The sequence below is a fragment of the Actinomadura madurae genome, assembly GCF_047130825.1.
GTDB lineage: Bacteria > Actinomycetota > Actinomycetes > Streptosporangiales > Streptosporangiaceae > Spirillospora > Spirillospora madurae.
In genome coordinates this window covers 2,195,007-2,210,943 of the sequence record NZ_CP083237.1, presented here as the reverse complement: position 1 = coordinate 2,210,943, position 15,937 = coordinate 2,195,007, and the positions used below count along the sequence as shown (strand labels likewise).

Annotated in this window: 17 protein-coding genes; 7 read left to right on the top strand and 10 right to left on the bottom strand. The window is 73.7% G+C overall.

What is annotated here, in order from left to right; all coding sequences use genetic code 11:
- Positions 1–126: 126 nt before the first annotated feature.
- Positions 127–1,560: an amidohydrolase family protein gene (locus K8Z49_RS10235; RefSeq protein ID WP_021599485.1), complete on the top strand. Its 1,434-nt coding sequence runs from the start codon at positions 127–129 to the stop codon at positions 1,558–1,560.
- A 108-nt stretch (positions 1,561–1,668) separates the two neighbouring features.
- Positions 1,669–2,151 carry a VOC family protein gene (locus K8Z49_RS10230; RefSeq protein ID WP_021599484.1) on the top strand — a complete coding sequence of 161 codons (483 nt, stop codon included), beginning with the start codon at positions 1,669–1,671 and terminating at the stop codon, positions 2,149–2,151.
- Between the two features lie 63 nt (positions 2,152–2,214).
- Here K8Z49_RS10230 and K8Z49_RS10225 read toward each other — a convergent pair whose 3' ends face one another.
- The 4 genes from K8Z49_RS10225 to K8Z49_RS10210 all read right to left on the bottom strand — a co-directional run bounded on the left by K8Z49_RS10225 (position 2,215) and on the right by K8Z49_RS10210 (position 5,468).
- A complete protein-coding gene (locus K8Z49_RS10225) occupies positions 2,215–2,505 on the bottom strand; it encodes a DUF6295 family protein (protein ID WP_412518361.1) in 291 nt (96 codons plus the stop codon).
- Positions 2,506–2,516: 11 nt separating this feature from the next.
- Positions 2,517–3,266, bottom strand: coding sequence for a dienelactone hydrolase family protein (locus K8Z49_RS10220; RefSeq protein WP_021599140.1), 750 nt, complete (start codon positions 3,264–3,266; stop codon positions 2,517–2,519).
- An 86-nt stretch (positions 3,267–3,352) separates the two neighbouring features.
- Positions 3,353–4,183: an undecaprenyl-diphosphate phosphatase gene (locus K8Z49_RS10215; RefSeq protein ID WP_021599139.1), complete on the bottom strand. Its 831-nt coding sequence runs from the start codon at positions 4,181–4,183 to the stop codon at positions 3,353–3,355.
- Positions 4,184–4,328: 145 nt separating this feature from the next.
- A complete protein-coding gene (locus K8Z49_RS10210; RefSeq protein ID WP_075022031.1) occupies positions 4,329–5,468 on the bottom strand; it encodes a 5-methyltetrahydropteroyltriglutamate--homocysteine S-methyltransferase in 1,140 nt (379 codons plus the stop codon).
- Positions 5,469–5,549: 81 nt separating this feature from the next.
- Between K8Z49_RS10210 and K8Z49_RS10205 the strand changes: the two genes are divergently transcribed.
- Positions 5,550–6,290 (top strand): SIMPL domain-containing protein, encoded by a 741-nt coding sequence (locus K8Z49_RS10205; RefSeq protein WP_218163719.1) that lies wholly within the window; start codon positions 5,550–5,552, stop codon positions 6,288–6,290.
- A 9-nt stretch (positions 6,291–6,299) separates the two neighbouring features.
- Here the strand turns inward: K8Z49_RS10205 and K8Z49_RS10200 are convergent, their stop codons facing one another.
- Together K8Z49_RS10200 and K8Z49_RS10195 are read right to left on the bottom strand one after the other, a co-directional pair.
- On the bottom strand, positions 6,300–7,145 hold the full coding sequence (locus K8Z49_RS10200; RefSeq protein WP_024936362.1) for an LLM class flavin-dependent oxidoreductase: 846 nt from the start codon (positions 7,143–7,145) through the stop codon (positions 6,300–6,302).
- Between the two features lie 19 nt (positions 7,146–7,164).
- Complete coding sequence (locus K8Z49_RS10195; RefSeq protein WP_021599135.1) at positions 7,165–7,617, bottom strand: MarR family winged helix-turn-helix transcriptional regulator; 453 nt, start codon at positions 7,615–7,617, stop codon at positions 7,165–7,167.
- 140 nt (positions 7,618–7,757) lie between these two features.
- Between K8Z49_RS10195 and K8Z49_RS10190 the strand changes: the two genes are divergently transcribed.
- Entirely contained in the window at positions 7,758–9,206 is a 1,449-nt protein-coding gene (locus K8Z49_RS10190; protein WP_412518357.1) for an MFS transporter, read from the top strand.
- Between the two features lie 13 nt (positions 9,207–9,219).
- On the opposite strand, the gene cobF is transcribed toward K8Z49_RS10190, so the two are convergent.
- Positions 9,220–9,969 (bottom strand): precorrin-6A synthase (deacetylating), encoded by a 750-nt coding sequence (gene cobF / locus K8Z49_RS10185; RefSeq protein WP_024936364.1) that lies wholly within the window; start codon positions 9,967–9,969, stop codon positions 9,220–9,222.
- A gap of 62 nt (positions 9,970–10,031) precedes the next feature.
- On the opposite strand from cobF, the gene cbiE reads away from it, so the two are divergent.
- Genes cbiE through K8Z49_RS10170 form a run of 3 tightly spaced genes read left to right on the top strand, consistent with a single transcriptional unit; the run spans position 10,032 to position 12,708 of the window.
- On the top strand, positions 10,032–11,249 hold the full coding sequence (cbiE, locus tag K8Z49_RS10180) for a precorrin-6y C5,15-methyltransferase (decarboxylating) subunit CbiE (protein WP_021597726.1): 1,218 nt from the start codon (positions 10,032–10,034) through the stop codon (positions 11,247–11,249).
- Positions 11,246–12,001, top strand: coding sequence for a precorrin-4 C(11)-methyltransferase (cobM, locus tag K8Z49_RS10175; RefSeq protein ID WP_412518354.1), 756 nt, complete (start codon positions 11,246–11,248; stop codon positions 11,999–12,001). The genes cbiE and cobM overlap by 4 nt, the downstream gene beginning before the upstream one ends.
- Positions 11,986–12,708, top strand: coding sequence for a cobalt-precorrin-6A reductase (locus K8Z49_RS10170; protein WP_412518352.1), 723 nt, complete (start codon positions 11,986–11,988; stop codon positions 12,706–12,708). The genes cobM and K8Z49_RS10170 overlap by 16 nt, the downstream gene beginning before the upstream one ends.
- A gap of 7 nt (positions 12,709–12,715) precedes the next feature.
- Here the strand turns inward: K8Z49_RS10170 and K8Z49_RS10165 are convergent, their stop codons facing one another.
- From K8Z49_RS10165 to K8Z49_RS10155, 3 genes are read right to left on the bottom strand one after another with little or no spacing between them, the layout of a single operon-like run.
- Entirely contained in the window at positions 12,716–14,203 is a 1,488-nt protein-coding gene (locus K8Z49_RS10165) for a precorrin-2 C(20)-methyltransferase (RefSeq protein WP_412518350.1), read from the bottom strand.
- Positions 14,203–14,823 carry a precorrin-8X methylmutase gene (locus K8Z49_RS10160; RefSeq protein WP_412518348.1) on the bottom strand — a complete coding sequence of 207 codons (621 nt, stop codon included), beginning with the start codon at positions 14,821–14,823 and terminating at the stop codon, positions 14,203–14,205. Before K8Z49_RS10160 ends, K8Z49_RS10165 begins: the two co-directional genes overlap by 1 nt.
- Entirely contained in the window at positions 14,820–15,914 is a 1,095-nt protein-coding gene (locus K8Z49_RS10155; RefSeq protein WP_412518346.1) for a precorrin-3B synthase, read from the bottom strand. The genes K8Z49_RS10160 and K8Z49_RS10155 overlap by 4 nt, the downstream gene beginning before the upstream one ends.
- Between the last annotated feature and the right edge of the window lie 23 nt (positions 15,915–15,937).

Genomic DNA, 15,937 nt, shown 5'->3' with positions numbered 1-15,937 from the left:
GACGGGTCAAGTGGTTGACACTTTGACTACCGGTGACAAGAGTGGCCACAAGCAGGTGTGACCGTAGAGCGGACATGAGTCCGTGCTGCTCCCGGCGGTCGTGTCCACGGACGAGGAGTGCAACCGATGAGCGAGTTCGAGCCCGGCCGTCCCCTGGTGCTGCGCGGCGGTACCGTCCTGCCGATGACCGACGGGCGTGCGGTGCTGGACCGCGCCGACGTCCTCCTGGAGGGCGAGACGATCACCGCGGTCGGCCCCGACCTGCCGGTACCGGACGGCACCGCCGAGATCGACGCGTCCGGCGGCATCGTCATGCCCGGCATGATCGACACCCACCGGCACATGTGGCAGACCGCGATGCGCGGCTACGGCGCCGACTGGACGCTGACCCAGTACTTCGTCTGGTACTACCTGGAGCACGGCAAGCGGTTCCGCCCCGACGACATCCACGCCGGGAACGTGCTCGCCGCGCTGGAGGCCATCGACGCGGGCGTGACGACGGTGGTCGACTGGTCCCACGGCCTGCAGACCCTCGACCACGCCGACGCCGCGGTGGACGCGCTCCGCTCGGTGCCCGGGCGGTTCGTCCTCGCCTACGGCAACATCCAGGCGCCGCCCGCCGAGTGGACCGGCACGCCGGAGTTCCGCGACTTCGCCGGCAAGCTCATCGGCGGCGACATGCTCGGCTTCCAGATCGCGTTCGACGTGGTGGGCGACCCGGCCTTCCCGGAGAAGCCCGCCTTCGAGGTCGCCCGCGAGCTGGGCGTCCCCGTCACCACCCACGCGGGCGTGTGGGGCGCGACCAGCGACGAGGGCATCAAGCAGATGCACGACCACGGGTTCATGACGCCCGAGACCGTGTACGTGCACGCCGCGTCGCTGTCGGCCGACTCCTACCACCGGATCGCCGCCACCGGCGGCTCCATCTCCGTCTCGACCGAGAGCGAGCAGAGCGCCGGGCAGGGCTACCCGCCCACCTGGTTGCTGCGCGCGCACGACATCCCGGTGTCGCTGTCGATGGACACGAGCGTCTGGTGGAGCGGCGACCTGTTCTCCGCGATGCGGACCACGCTGGGCGCCGACCGCTGCCGCATGCACATGGAGGCGCACGGCAGCGGGGACACCGTCACGCACTGCAGCCTGCGCGCCGACCAGGTCGTCGACTGGGCCACCCGCGGCGGGGCCCGGACGCTCGGCCGCGACGACCTCGGCAGCCTCGAACCCGGCAAGAAGGCCGACGTCGTCCTGATCAAGAACGACGACTCGCCGGTGTCGTTCCCCCTCCTCAACCCGTACGGGCACGTCGCGTTCCAGGCGCAGCGCGGGGACGTCCACACCGTCGTGGTGAACGGGCGCGTCGTCAAGCACGCCCACCGCCTGGTGGACGCGGACCTCGCCGCCGCCCGGCGCGAGGTCGAGGCCACGGTGGAGTACCTGCGCTCGTCGATGGGTGAAGAGGAATGGCGCAAGGGCATGTACCCCGACGTCCCCGAGACGAAGGTCCTCGACAACCCCTACACCTACACCGACTTCCGGAGTTCCTCCACGCACACCCGCTGACGCACCGCGTCCCGAGCGGCCCGCCGCGGCGGGGTCCTGCCTGGACCGATGAGTTTCCGGGACCCGCCTGGTCTGCACTGGTGAAGCGACCTACAGCGGGAGGTAACGATGGCATCCGGACCGTTCATCACGTGCCTGTGGTTCGACGGGCAGGCCGAGGAGGCGGCGAACTACTACGTCTCCGTCTTCAAGGAGGCGAAGATCGGCGACGTCTTCCGCGCGACCGAGGCCGGCCCGGGCGAGCCCGGGTCGGTGGTGACCGTGGAGTTCGAGCTCAACGGCCAGAAGTTCGTGGGCCTCAACGGCGGCCCGCAGTTCACCTTCAACGAGGCGATCTCGATCCAGATCCCCTGTGCGGACCAGGACGAGGTCGACTACTACTGGAACCGGTTCACCGAGGACGGCGGCGAACCGGGCCCCTGCGGCTGGGTGAAGGACAGGTTCGGCGTGTCCTGGCAGGTCATCCCGACCGTGCTGCACGAGCTGATGAGCGACCCGGACCCGGCGAAGGCGGCACGCGCCACCGGCGCGATGCTGTCCATGGGCAAGATCGACATCGCTGAGCTCCGCAGGGCCCACGCGGGGGAGTGAGAGAGCCCGCGCGGGGGAGTGACCGGCGGGCGGCGCGGCGGGGCGCCGCCCGCCCAGGCCGGGTCAGGCCGCCCCGGTCCGCCGGTTGGAGCCGGAGGCCAGGCCGGGCGGCGCGGCGGCGAGGGCCGCCTGGATGGCCTCGACCAGCGCCAGCGCCGACTCCTCGGTCAGCTCGACCGCGACCCGCGCGGACGGCCCGTCGCCGGGATTGGTGAAGTCGATGTTCACCGTGTGCTCGTGGCAGGCGTGGTACGGGTGGTCGACGTAGACCGCGCCGTCGGTCAGCGTGAACCAGCCGGTGGCGCCCTTCGCCGCGCCGTCCAACTGGACCTTCACGGTCTGGTAGGTGCACATGCCGGGTCCTTTCAGGCGCTCAGGTGGCGGCCGAGGAAGGTGAAGATCTTCTGCCAGCCGTCCTTGGCGGCGTCGGGCCGGAACGCCGGCCGCTCGACGGCGAAGAACGCGTGCCCGGCGCCCGGATAGGTGTGGAACTCGTGCTCCTTGCCGAGCCGGGTCAGCTCCGCGTCGAGCGCGGCGACCTCGTCCGGCGCCGGGAACCGGTCCTCCTCGCCGAACAGGCCGAGCAGCGGGCACGACAGGTTCGGCGCCTTGGAGATGATCGAACCGGCGGTGGTCGGGGCCTCCTCCGGCGGGTCGGTCACCACGAACGCGCCGTAGCAGTCGACGGCGGCGTCGATGTCGAGATCGCAGGCGGCGAGGAACGCGTGCCGGCCGCCCGAGCAGTGCCCGATCACGCCGACCTTCCCGTTGGCGTGGTCGAGGGAGTTCAGGTAGGCGGCGGCTCCCGCGACGTCGCCGACGAGCTGGTCGTCGGGGACGCCGCCCTTGGCGCGGGCCGCGGCGGCCTGGTCGTCCGGGCTGACGCCGGCGCCCTCGCGCGAGTACAGGTTCGGGACGATCGCCGCGTACCCGTGGGCGGCGAAAGTCCGGGCGAACTCCTTGGTGCCGGGGTCGTACCCGGGCAGGTGGTGGATCACCACCACGCCGCCGCGCGGCGCGTCGCCCAGCGGCCTCGCCAGGTACGCCTCGAGCTCGTCGTCCCCGTGGCCCGTGATGGCGACCGTCCCGGCCCACATCGCGTCGTCCATGACCATCAGCTCCGTTCCTCGGCGGTGGGCGTGCACGCCGTGCCCGGCACGGACGCGCGGATCTCGACAGTCTCTCGCACGCCGGGCGGGGCTCAGGCGTCCAGGGTCCCGGTGCCCAGCAGGGCGAACAGGAGCAGGCCGATGGCGACCCGGTAGATCACGAAGGACGTGAAGGTGTGCCGGGCGACGAACCTGAGCAGCCAGGCGATGGACGCGTAGGCGACGACGAACGAGACGACGGTGCCGACCACCAGCGGCAGCGGGTCGGCGCCCGACCCGAGCGCGCTCGGCAGCTCGTAGATTCCGGCGCCGGTCAGGGCGGGCAGGCCCAGGAAGAACGACAGCCGGGTCGCGGCGACCCGGTCGAGGCCGAGCAGCAGGCCGGTGGACATCGTCGCGCCCGACCGGGAGAAGCCGGGGAACAGCATCGCCAGGATCTGGGACGAGCCGATCAGCATCGCGTCGGTGAGGGACGTGTCGTCCTCACCGCGCTTGTGCCTGCCGTAACGGTCGGCGAGCCACATCACGACGCTGCCGCCGAGCAGGGACCCGGCGACGACCCACAGCGAGGCGAGCGGCCCCTCGATGAGGTCCTTGGCGGCGACGCCGACGAGCACGACCGGGACGGTGGCGAAGATGACCCACCAGCCGAACTTGTAGTCGTGGTGGTAGCGCTCCGCCGGCTGGGCGATGCCGCGGCCCCACGCGCGGACGATCCGGACGATGTCGGAGAAGAAGTACACCAGCACGGCCGCGATCGCGCCGACCTGGATGACGGCGGTGAACCCGACGACGGACGGGTCGTCCACCGGGATGTCCATCAGGCCTTCGGTGATCTTCAGATGGCCGGTCGAGGACACCGGGAGGAACTCGGTCAGGCCCTCCACGATCCCGAGGACGATCGCCTGCCCGACACTGATCACGCTCAAAGACCCGGTTCCTCTCCTGACCTGCGGCTGTCCGCGGCGAGCCTACTCCCGGCCGGTGATCGCACCGGGCGATGTGGAGGAGGTGTTCACCCATCATTAACCGAACGGACAGGCGGGGGAACGGCCAGGCCGGGGGAGGTCAGCCCCAGACCTCCTCGGCGGTCTCGGCGATGAGGCGAAGCTTCGCGGCCTGCTGCTCGGCGGTCAGGACGTTGCCCTCGACGGTGGAGGAGAACCCGCACTGCGGCGACAGGCAGATCTGCTCCAGCGGGACGAACCGCGACGCCTCGTCGATGCGGCGCTTGAGGTCGTCCTTGGACTCCAGCTCGCCGCGCTTGGTGGTGACCAGGCCGAGCACGACCATCTTGCCGGGCGGGACGAACCGGAGCGGCTCGAAGCCCCCGGAGCGCTCGTCGTCGTACTCCAGGAAGAAGCCGTCCACGGCCAGCTCGCCGAACAGCGCCTCGGCGACGAAGTCGTAGCCGCCCTCCGCCGTCCAGGACGAACGGAAGTTGCCCCGGCACATGTGGGTGGTGACGTTCATGCCCTCGGGGCGCCCGCCGATCGCGGCGTTGATCTGCTTGATGTAGCGCAGGTGCAGGTGCTCGGCGTCGTCGCCGCGCTCGGTGATCATGGCCCGCTGCGCGGGGTCGTTGAGGTAGGCGAGGCTGGTGTCGTCCAGCTGGAGGTACCGGCAGCCCAGCTCGCCCAGCCGGCGCACCTGCTCGGCGTAGGCGGCGGCGAGGTCGTGCCAGAACTCCTCGATGTCGGGGTACACCTGCGGGTCGATCGCCGCCGGCCCGCCCCGGTAGTGCACCATGTTCGGCGACGGGATCGTCAGCTTCGGGGTCACGCCCTCCTCGACCGCGTCCTTCAGGAAGGCGAAGTGGTCGGCGAAGATCGTGTCGTCCAGGCGGACCTTGTCGTGCACGCGCAGGGCGGCGGTGGTGAACTCGATGTCCCCGTCCGCGCCGTGGAACCGGACCTTGATCTTCTCGTCCGCCGGGCTGATCCCGCCGAGCCGGTAGATGAAGTCCATGTGCCAGGACGTGCGGCGGAACTCCCCGTCGGTGGCCGACCGGAGCCCGGCCTCGCGCTGCATCCGGACCACGTCGCGGATGGCGGCGTCCTCCGCCGCGGCCAGCGCGGCCGCGTCGATGCGGCCCTGGGCGCGGTCGTCCCGGGCCGCGAGCAGCTCGGGCGGACGCAGCAGGCTGCCGACATGGTCGGCGCGGAACGGCGGGGCCGTCCGCACGGAACCGGTTGCACCTTCGGTCACGGCTCGCTCCCTCCGCGAGGCGGGGTCTGTGGCCCTGCCAATCTAGGCACACTCGCGACGACGATCAATGGTCTGCCGAAGATGGGCCGCGGCCTCGTGCTCGGCGCCGCCTCCGGTCCGGTCCCGTCCCGCCGGTACGGGAAAGGCCGTCCCGTGCGGATCATCGATGGTTGGATCATCGCCATGCAGATGGTGGAACGCCCGTGGGGCGTGACCGCGTACGGCGCGGCGAGTGTCAAGGCGGCGCCGGACCTGGTGCGGGCCCGGTTCAAAGTGATCCGCGTGGAGCAGACCCCGTCGGACGCGTTCGCGGTCGCCAGCGACGCGGTGCAGGCGGTGCGGCGGGCGCTCCGCGGGCACGGCGTGGCGGACGGCGCCGTCGAGCGTTCCCGGCTCGGCCTGAAGAGTTCGTGGAGCTACGGGTCGGAGCGCAAGTTCCTCGGCTACGAGTGCCAGGCGGCGTTCTCCGTCGAGTCCGCCGATCTCGACGACGTGCAGGGCCTGCTGGTGGACCTCGTGGCCGCCGGCGCCAACGAGATCGAGGCCGTCGAGTTCGACGTGACCGGCAAGGGCGACCTGCGCGCCGAGGCGCGCCGCGAGGCCGTGACGGCGGCCCGGCGCAAGGCGGAGTTGTACGCGGAGGCCGCCGGGGTCCGGATCGGCGCCGTCATCCACATCGACGACGTGGATCCGGAGGGGGCCGGCTTCGAGCGGTACCGGGGCCACGGCTCCGGCGGTGCCGCGTCCCCGCAGGATCTCGCTCCAGGACATGTGGTGGTCTCCGCCGCCGTCATCCTCGGGTTCTCGATCGCGCGGGACTGACACCCGCGGTCAGCCGGCCGCGTTGCCGAGGGCGGCGACCGCGGCGAGGTCGCGCCACGCGGTGGTGGGGCGCAGGGTCTCGTCGGGATCGCCGTTGAAGGGGTCCAGGACGACCGTGTCGGCGCCGAGGGCCCGCAGCCGGTCGAGGTCGTCCGCCACCTGCTCGATGGTGCCCTCGCCGGCGAGGCGGTCCGGCCGGGTGACGGGGGACCGCGTCAGCCGGAGAAGGATGCGGGGCTGGAGCGCGGGAACCGGGCGGCCATGGTCGTCCGCGATGGTCTTCAGGCGCTCCAGGGCGTCCTGGAGCCACGGGAGGGTGAAGCGCAGCGGGTGCCACGCGTCGCCCAGGCGCACGGCCCGGCGGAGCGCGGCGTCGCTGTGCCCGCCGATCCAGAGGGGGATCCGCCCGGCGCGGTAGTCGGCGGTGTGCTCCCACGCGGTGCGGATCGTCTGCAGGTACTCGTCGGTCAGGGCGCCCCGGCGGCCGAACGGGACGCCGAGCGCCGCGAACTCCTCGCGCGCCCATCCGACGCCGGTGCCGAGGACCAGCCGCCCGCCGCTGAGGTCGTCGAGGTTGGCGGCCATGCGGGCGACGAGCAGCGGGTGCCGGTAGGGGACGATGAGCACGGTGGTGCCCAGCCGCACCCGGTCGGTCACGCCCGCCAGCCAGGAGAGCGTGGTGAACGGCTCGTAGAACGGCGCCGGGTACTGCTCGGCGACGTCGGGCGTGATGGCGACGTGGTCGGAGACCATCAGCAGGTCGAAGCCGAGGCCCTCGACCGTCCGCGCCCACTGCCGCAGGACGCCCGGGTCGGTGCCGGGCCCGAAGTTGGGAACGTTGACTCCGAAGCGCATCATCCGAGGCTAGCCGCCGTCAGGGGCGCGGCCAGGGATGGCCGGCCAGCCGCTCGATGTCGGTGTTGAAGCGCTGGAGGAAGGCGGCGAAGGCGGCGACCTCGTCCGATGTCCAGTCGGCCATGATCTTGTCGATGCCGGTGACGATCTGGGCGCGCTCGGCGTCCAGCCGGCGCTCCCCCTCGGCCGTGATGCGGAACTTGCGGGCGATGCCGCCCTCGGGGTCGGGGATGCGCTCGACCAGGCCGTCGCGGAGCATGGCGGAGGTCTGCCGGTTGAGGGTCGAGGGGTCCAGGTCGAACGCCTCGCTGAGCTGTCGGATCGACATCGGGCCCTCGATGCGGACGCGGCTGAGCAGGATGTAGGCGCTGCGCTCCAGCAGGCCGCCCTCGCGCCGGGACCGGCGGGTGGCCAGGCTGTGCCGCCCGAGCAGCATCGTCTCGTACTCGATCAGGTCCGTGGGCTTGTCCATGCGGTTCCTTCCGGCGCCTCCGTTCCCGAGGCCCCGTGTGCATGCATACCACAGTGATATGTGTCATACACACGTTGTGCATCCGGCACATCATATGTAGCGTGCACACGCCGGTGTCGCCGAGAAGCAGGGAGATCCACGTGGACGATTCCAGGCCGTCCGCCCGGTCGGGGAACGGCGTCGTCGCCGTGCTGGCGGTGGCCGGCATCGTCGCGGCGTTCATGCAGACGCTGGTGGTGCCGCTGATCGCGGAACTGCCGCGCCTGCTGGACACCACGGCCTCCAACGCGTCCTGGGTGGTGACCTCGACGCTGCTGGCGGGGGCGGTCGCGATGCCGGTGATCGGCCGCCTCGGCGACCTGTACGGCAAGCGCCGCGTCCTGCTGGCCTGCGCGGTGCCGCTCACCGCCGGGTCGGTGATCTGCGCGCTGTCCGGCTCGCTGGTCCCGATGGTGGCCGGGCGCGGCATGCAGGGCCTCGGCATGGGCATGATCCCGCTCGGCATCAGCGCGCTGCGGGACGTCCTGCCGCCCGAGCGGCTAGGCCCGTCGATCGCGCTGATGAGCTCGTCGATGGGCATCGGCGGCGCCCTCGGCCTGCCGGTCTCGGCGGCGGTGGCCGAGAACCTGAGCTGGCGCGCGCTGTTCTGGGGGTCGGCCGCGCTGGCCCTGCTGATCGGCGTGCTGATCTGGCTGCTGGTGCCCGCGATCCCGCCGGGCGCGCGGGGCCGGTTCGACATCCCCGGGGCGCTCGGGCTCGGCACCGCGCTCGTCTGCCTGCTGCTCGCCGTCTCCAAGGGCGCCGACTGGGGCTGGACGAGCGGCGCGACGCTCGGGCTGCTCGCGGCCTCGGTGGCGGTCACCCTGATCTGGGGACTCTGGGAGCTGCGCACCCGCGATCCGCTGGTGGACCTGCGGATCACCGCGCGGCGCCAGGTGCTCGTCACCAACGCGGCGTCGATCGTCATCGGGGTCGCCATGTACTCCCAGGCCCTCATCGTCCCGCAGCTCCTGCAGCTTCCCGAGGCCACCGGCTACGGGCTGGGCCGGTCGATGCTGGCGGCCGGCCTGTGGATGGTCCCGAGCGGCCTGATGATGATGGTCGTCTCACCGCTCGGCGCCCGGCTGTCGAGCGCCCGCGGCCCGAAGACGACGCTGGTCACCGGCAGCCTCGTGATCGCGCTCGGCTACGGGTCGTCGGCCGTCCTGATGGGGTCGGCGTGGGGGCTGCTCGTCGTCACCTGCATCTGCAGCGTCGGGGTCGCGCTCGCCTACGGGGCGATGCCCGCGCTGATCATCGGGGCCGTGCCGCGGTCGGGGACGGCGTCGGCGAACAGCTTCAACACGCTCATGCGCTCGATCGGGACGACTGTGTCGGCGGCGGTGGTCGGGGTCGTCCTCGCCCACATGACCGTCGACCTCGGCGGGCACACGCTGCCGTCCGAGAACGGGTTCCGCACCGGCATGATGATCGGCTGCGGCGTCGCCCTCGCCGCCGCCCTGACCGCGCTGGCCCTGCCGCGGCGCGCCGCCCCGGCCGCCGCCGGGCACGCCGTCACGGCCGAGGCGCACGCCCCCACCAAGGCCTGAGCCGCGCCCGCGTTCAGCGGGCGTCGCCGCCGGCGCGGCGCAGCAGGTAGGTGTCCATGATCCAGCCCTTCCGGGCGCGGGCCTGCGCCCGGACGGCGCGGATCTCGTCCGCGACCTCCGCGACCGGCCCCTCGATGAGGATCTCGTCGGGGGTGCCGAGGTAGGCGCCCCAGTAGATGTGGAAGCCGGGTCCCGCCTCGGCGAACGAGCAGTGCGCGTCGAGCATGACGACGACGTCGTCGGCGGTGGCGCCCTCGGCGGCGAGGCGGCGGCCCGTGGTGATGTGGACGGGACGCCCCACCCGCGTCAGGCCGACGCGGTGCCGGGCCGTGAGCGCCGACACGCTGCTGATGCCCGGGATCACCTCGTACTCGAACTCGGCGCCGACCTCCTCCAGCGCCGCGAGGGTGCTGTCGTAGACGCCCGGGTCGCCCCAGACCAGGAGCGCGCCGGTCTCCCCGTCGGCCAGCTCGCCGTCGACGAACGACTCGTAGATCCGCGCGCGGCGGGAGCGCCAGTCCTCGACGGCCGCGGTGTAGGCGGCGGCGGTGCGGTCGCGTTCGGGGTCGCGGGCCTCGACGATCCGGTACGGGGCCCGGCCGTGCTCGGCGATGAGGGCGCGCCGAAGGTCGCCCAGGTCGTGCTTCGCCCCGCCCTTGTCGACGAGGAGGAACGCGTCCGCCGCGGCGATGGCCCGGGCCGCCTGGAAGGTCAGCTGGTCGGGGTCGCCCGCGCCGATGCCGATGATCGAGAGCCGCTTCACGCCGCCAGTGTGCCAGAGCGCCTCCGATAGGCTTGTCGCCCCGTTTCCCCCCGAGGAGGACAGTGGACACGCGCGTCATCACCGTCGTCGGAATCGGCGCCGACGGGTGGCAGGGGCTCCCCGAGGAATCGCGCGAGGCGGTGCGGAAGGCGGAGGTGCTCTTCGGCAACGACCGGCAGCTCGGCCTGGTCCCCGTCGAGGAGCCCGAGCGGGTCGCCTGGCCGTCCCCGCTGCTGCCCGCCCTGCCGGGCCTGCTGGAGAAGTACGCGGACCGCGAGGTCGCGGTGCTGGCGAGCGGCGACCCCATGTTCCACGGCATCGGCTCCACCCTCGCGGAGATGCTCGGCGCCGACCGGCTCCGCGTGCTGCCGCACCCGTCCTCGGCGTCGCTGGCCTGCGCCCGGCTCGGCTGGCCGCTGGACCGGGTGGACGTCCTCAGCATGGTGGGGCGTTCCGCCGCGGTGCTGAACGCGGCCGTCGCCCCCGGCCGCCGCCTGCTCGTGCTCGGCGCCGGGCGGGAGGCCCCGTTCATCGTCGCCGCGCTGCTGTCCGGCCGCGGCTTCGGGCCGAGCCGGATGACCGTCCTGTGCGATCTCGGCGCCGTGGAGGAGACGGTCCAGCGGGGCGTGGCGCAGGAGTGGGCGAAGCCCGCCGCGTCCGCGCTCACCATCATCGCCGTCGAGTGCGTGCCGGGCCCGGACGCCGCGCCGCTGCCCCGCACGGCCGGGCTGCCCGACGACGCGTTCGAGCACGACGGTCAGATCACCAAGAGCGAGGTCCGCGCGGTGACGCTGTCCCGGCTGGCTCCGCTGCCCGGCGAGCTGCTGTGGGACGTGGGCGCCGGCACCGGGAGCGTCGCGATCGAGTGGGCGCGGGCCCACCCGACCTGCGCGGCCGTCGCGATCGAGAGCAGCGCCGGCCGGGCGGAGCGGATCGGCCGCAACGCGGCCGCGCTCGGCGTGCCCGGCGTGCGGGTCGTCGAGGGCGAGGCCCCGGACGCGCTGGACGGCCTCCCCGCGCCCGACGCGGTGTTCATCGGCGGCGGGCTCACCCGCGCCGGCCTGCTGGAGCGCTGCTGGGACGCGCTGAAGCCGGGCGGACGGCTCGTCGCCAACGCCGTCACCCTCGAATCCGAGGTCAGGCTGGTCGAGGCGCGCGCGGAGCGCGGCGGCGAGCTCGTCCGCGTCGCCGTCGAGCGGGCGGGCCGGCTCGGCGGCTTCACGGCCTGGCGTTCCGCGCTGCCCGTCACGCTCTGGACGGTCCGCAAGGATCCGGCGTGACCGTCCGCTTCGTCGGTGCCGGCCCCGGCGCCGCCGACCTCATCACCGTGCGCGGCCTGCGCGTGCTGGAGTCCGCGCCGGTGTGCCTGTACGCGGGGTCGCTCGTGCCGCGCGAGCTGCTGGACGCCTGCCCGCCCGGCGCCCGCCTCGTCGACACCGCGAACCTGACCCTCGACGAGATCGTCGCCGAGATGACCGCGGCGCACCGAGACGGCCTGGACGTCGCGCGCCTGCACTCCGGCGACCCGTCGGTGTTCAGCGCCGTCGCCGAGCAGATGCGGCGCCTGGACGCGGCGGGCGTGCCGTACGAGGTCGTGCCGGGCGTCCCCGCGTTCGCCGCGGCGGCGGCCTCGCTGGGGCGGGAGCTGACCGTGCCGGGCGTCGGCCAGACCGTGATCCTCACCCGCACCGCCGTCCGCGCGACCCCGATGCCGGACGGCGAGGACCTGGCGACCCTCGGCGCGAGCGGGGCCACGATGGTCCTGCACCTGGCCGTGCAGCGCATCGACGCGGTGGCGGCCGAGCTGCTGCCGCACTACGGCGCCGGCTGCCCGGTCGCCGTCGTCGCCCGCGCCACCCGGCCGGACGAGGTCGTCCTGCGCGGCACCCTCGCCGACATCGCGGACCGCGTGCGCGCGGCGGGCGTGACGCGCACGGCGGTGATCGTCGTCGGCCGCGTCCTGACGGCGTCGGCCTTCCCTGACAGCCACCTCTACAGCGCGGACCGGGATCGAGAGTGCGGCGCGTCCTGATCCTCGGCGGGACGGCCGAGGCACGCGCCCTCGCGGCCTCCCTGACGGACGTGCACGTCGTGTCGTCGCTGGCCGGACGCGTGTCCGACCCGCGCCTGCCGGTGGGGGAGGTGCACATCGGCGGGTTCGGCGGCGCGGAGGGCCTGGCCGCGTGGCTCCGCGAGCACCGGATCGACCGCCTTGTGGACGCGACGCATCCGTTCGCGGAGCGGATGAGCGCCTCGGCCGCCCGCGCCTCGGAGATGACGGGCGTGCCGCTGCTCGCGCTGCGCCGGCCGGGGTGGCACGAGGAGGACGGCGACGACTGGCGGCGCGTCCCGTCCCTGGCCGACGCCGCGCGTGCGCTCCCGGATGACGCCCGTGTCTTCCTCACCACGGGCCGTCGCGGCATTCCGGTGTTCGCCGCCCGGGCGGACGCCTGGTTCCTCGCCCGGTCGGTCGACCCGCCGGGGCCGCCCGTCCCGTCCAACGTGCACGTTCTGCTGGCGCGCGGCCCCTACACGGTGGACGGCGAGCGCGCCCTGATCCGCGAGCACCGCCTGAACGTGCTCGTCACCAAGGACAGCGGCGGCGCCATGACGCGCGCGAAGCTCACCGCCGCCCGCGAGGCGGGCATCCCGGTCGTCATGGTCGACCGCCCGCCGCTCCCCGCGGGCGTGCGGACGGCGGACGACGTGGCGGCCGCCGCCGTGTGGGTTCAGGGGTAGAGCGGGTTCAGGGGTGGCGGCGCGGGGTGTAGACGACGCCCTGATCGGTGACGCGGGTGGTGGACGAGCCGATGATGAGCAGGCAGCGCATGTCGACGTCCTCGGGGTCCAGCTTCCCGAGCGTCGTCACGGTGACGCTCTCCTCCGGGCCGCCGACGTCGCGTCCGACCACGACCGGCGTCTCGGGCGAGCGGTGCTCCAGCAGCAGGTCGCGCGCCGCCGGGAGCTGGTGCCTGCGGCGGCTGGACGCCGGGTTGTAGAGGGCCAGCACGAGATCGGCTTCGGCGGCGGCCCGCAACCGCCGCGCGATGACGTCCCACGGCTTGAGGATGTCCGAGAGCGACAGGACGCAGAAGTCGTGCCCGAGCGGGGCGCCCGCCCGTGCCGCGACGGCCTGCGCGGCGGTCAGGCCGGGCACGACCCGCACCGGCACGTCCGCGAACTCGTCCTCCGCCGCGACCTCCAGCACGGCCGCCGCCATCGCGAACACGCCCGGATCGCCGGACGAGACGACGGCCACCCGCGCCCCGTCCCGCGCGAGGGTCAGCGCCTGCCGCGCCCGGTCGGCCTCCACCCGGTTCCCGGACGAGTGCCGCCGCTGGCGCGGGTTCGCGGGGACCCGGTCCAGGTAGGGGCCGTAGCCGACGAGGTCGGTCGCGGACGCGAGGACGTCCTGCGCCTCCGGGGTGAGCCACGGCCGTCCCGCCGGGCCGAGCCCGACGACCGTGACCGCGCCGGAGCCGTGAGCCGGTCCGGGGGGCGGCGCGGTGAAGGACTTCTCCGCCGGGCTCGTCAGCAGGGCGAGCGACATGTACGGGACGTCCGCCGGATCGACGTCGGCGAGCGGCACGACCCGCTCCCGCTCGGACGATGCCCGCTCGACGTACCAGGCGTCGCCGAGCCTTCCGGCGTCCTCGAACGCCTGCCTGACCTTCGGGAACGTCCGGCCCAGCTTGAGGACGGCCGCGGCGTCGGTGTCCCGCAGCCGTTCGGCCAGTTCCTCGCCGGGCAGCGTGCCGGGCAGGACGGTCAGCGTCTCCTCCCGTTCCGCCAGCGGGCGTCCCGCCGCGGCCGACGCCGCGCTCAGCGAGGTCACGCCGGGCACCACCTCGGTCGGGTAGCGCGAGGCGAGCCGCTTGTGCAGATGCATGTAGGACCCGTAGAACAGCGGGTCCCCCTCGCTCAGGACCACCACCGTCCGTCCCGCGTCCAGGTGGGCCGCGAGACGGGCGGCGCAATCGGCGTAGAACTCGTCCAGCGCCCCCTGGTAGCCGCCCGGATGGTCGGTCGTCTCGGTCGTCACCGGATAGACGAGCTGCTCCTCGACCTGGCCGTCGCGCAGGTACGGTTCGGCGACCGACCGGGCGATGCTGCGGCCGTGCCGCGCGCAATGGAAGGCGACGACGTCGGCGTCGCCGATGAGCCGCGCCGCCTTCACCGTGACCAGCTCCGGATCGCCGGGCCCGACCCCCACGCCGAACAGCCGTCCCGCCATCACTCCGCCTCACTTGCGACGGCGTTGACCGCCGCCGCCGTCATCGCGCTGCCGCCGCGCCGCCCGCGCACCGCCAGATGGTCGAGGCCGCTCGCGGCGAGCGCCTCCTTCGACTCCGCCGCGCCGATGAACCCGACCGGCACGCCGATGACCGCCGCCGGACGTCCCGCGCCCTCCTCGACCATCTCCAGCAGCCGGAACAGCGCGGTCGGCGCGTTGCCGACGGCCACGACCGCCCCGTCCAGCCGGTCGCGCCACAGCTCCAGGGCGGCCGCGCTGCGTGTGGTGCCGAGCCGCGCTGCCAGTTCGGGCACGCCCGGCTCGCCCAGCGTGCACACGACCTCGTTGCCCGCGGGCAGCCGGGCCCGCGTGACACCGGACGCGACCATCCGCGCGTCGCAGAGGATCGGCGCGCCGTCCAGCAGCGCCGCCCGTGCCCGCCCCACCATGCCCGGCGACCACACCAGATCCTCGACGAGGTCGGTCATCCCGCACGCGTGGATCATCCGCACGGCGACCCGCGCCACGTCGTCCGGCAGCCCCGACAGGTCGGCCTCCGCGCGGATCGTCGCGAACGACCGCCGGTAGATCTCGGCGCCGTCCCGGACGTAGTCGATCACTGCTGTCCCTTCGCCGTCTTCAGCACGACCGGACCGCGGGGCATCCCGCAGTGCCGCTCGCATCCCGCCCAGTGGACGGGGGTCTCGGGGGCGCGGCTCAGGCCGCCGACGAATCGCCGGGCCTCTCCCTGCACGTCCCCCCGCGACTTGGCGCAGCCGGGACTTCCCGTGCACGCGGTGACGCCGACCCAGGGTGAATCGGGGTCGGTCGCGAACCCCGCGGAGCCGAGCCGTCCCGCGATGCGGTGCGCGTCCGCCGGGCCCAGGTCCCGGACGACGACGCCGCGCCAGGGCGTCACCCTGACCTCGTCCGCGATGCCGGCGAGCGCCTCGGCCTGCGCGCCGGACAACCGTCCGAGCGGCGGGACGGCCTCCAGCGCGACCAGCCCGTCCCGCTGCGGGATGACCCCGGCGTGCGGACGCGGAGGCTCCGCGGCCGCCGCGGCCCCCACCAGCTCTCCGCCGAGTTCGGACGCCACACGCCGCGGGCCGTCGGGTATCTCCGCCAGGCGCCAGGCGCCGCCGCGGATCCTGAGAAAGATCTCGGCCGCCGCGACCATCGTCCGGACCGGGTCGTCGGACGGCAGGACGCTCGGAGCCCCGGCCAGCAGAAACCCGCCGGGAGTGTGCGTGAGGTCCGCTTGCAGGGAGGCCACGTCGCCGGTGCCGTCATCGAACGCGAACAGGAACCGTCCCGGCAGCCCGGCCAGCAGGGGCCGTCCGCACAGCGTCCGATCGAGTTCGGTGACCAGCGGGTCCGTGTCCAGGGCGCCGTGCGCGCCGCGCCCGCCGAGCGGCGAGGCGACGATGTTGCGCACCCGCTCATGGGACGGAGCGGGAAGCAGCCCGGCGGCCTCCAGCCGCCCCGCGAGCGCCGCCGGGTCGCGGACGCCGCGCACCTGGAGGTTCCCCCGGGACGTCAGCTCGATGACGTCCGAGCCCACCTCACGGGCGGCGCCCCCGAGCACTCTGAGCTGCGTGGACGACACCGCGCCCCCCGGCACCCGGACGCGCGCCAGCGCCCCGTCGGCGGCGTCGTGAGTCTGCAGCGCCCCGGGACACGCATCAGCACGGGCTCTGACATTCGGCACGGGGAGGATGTTAACCACACTTT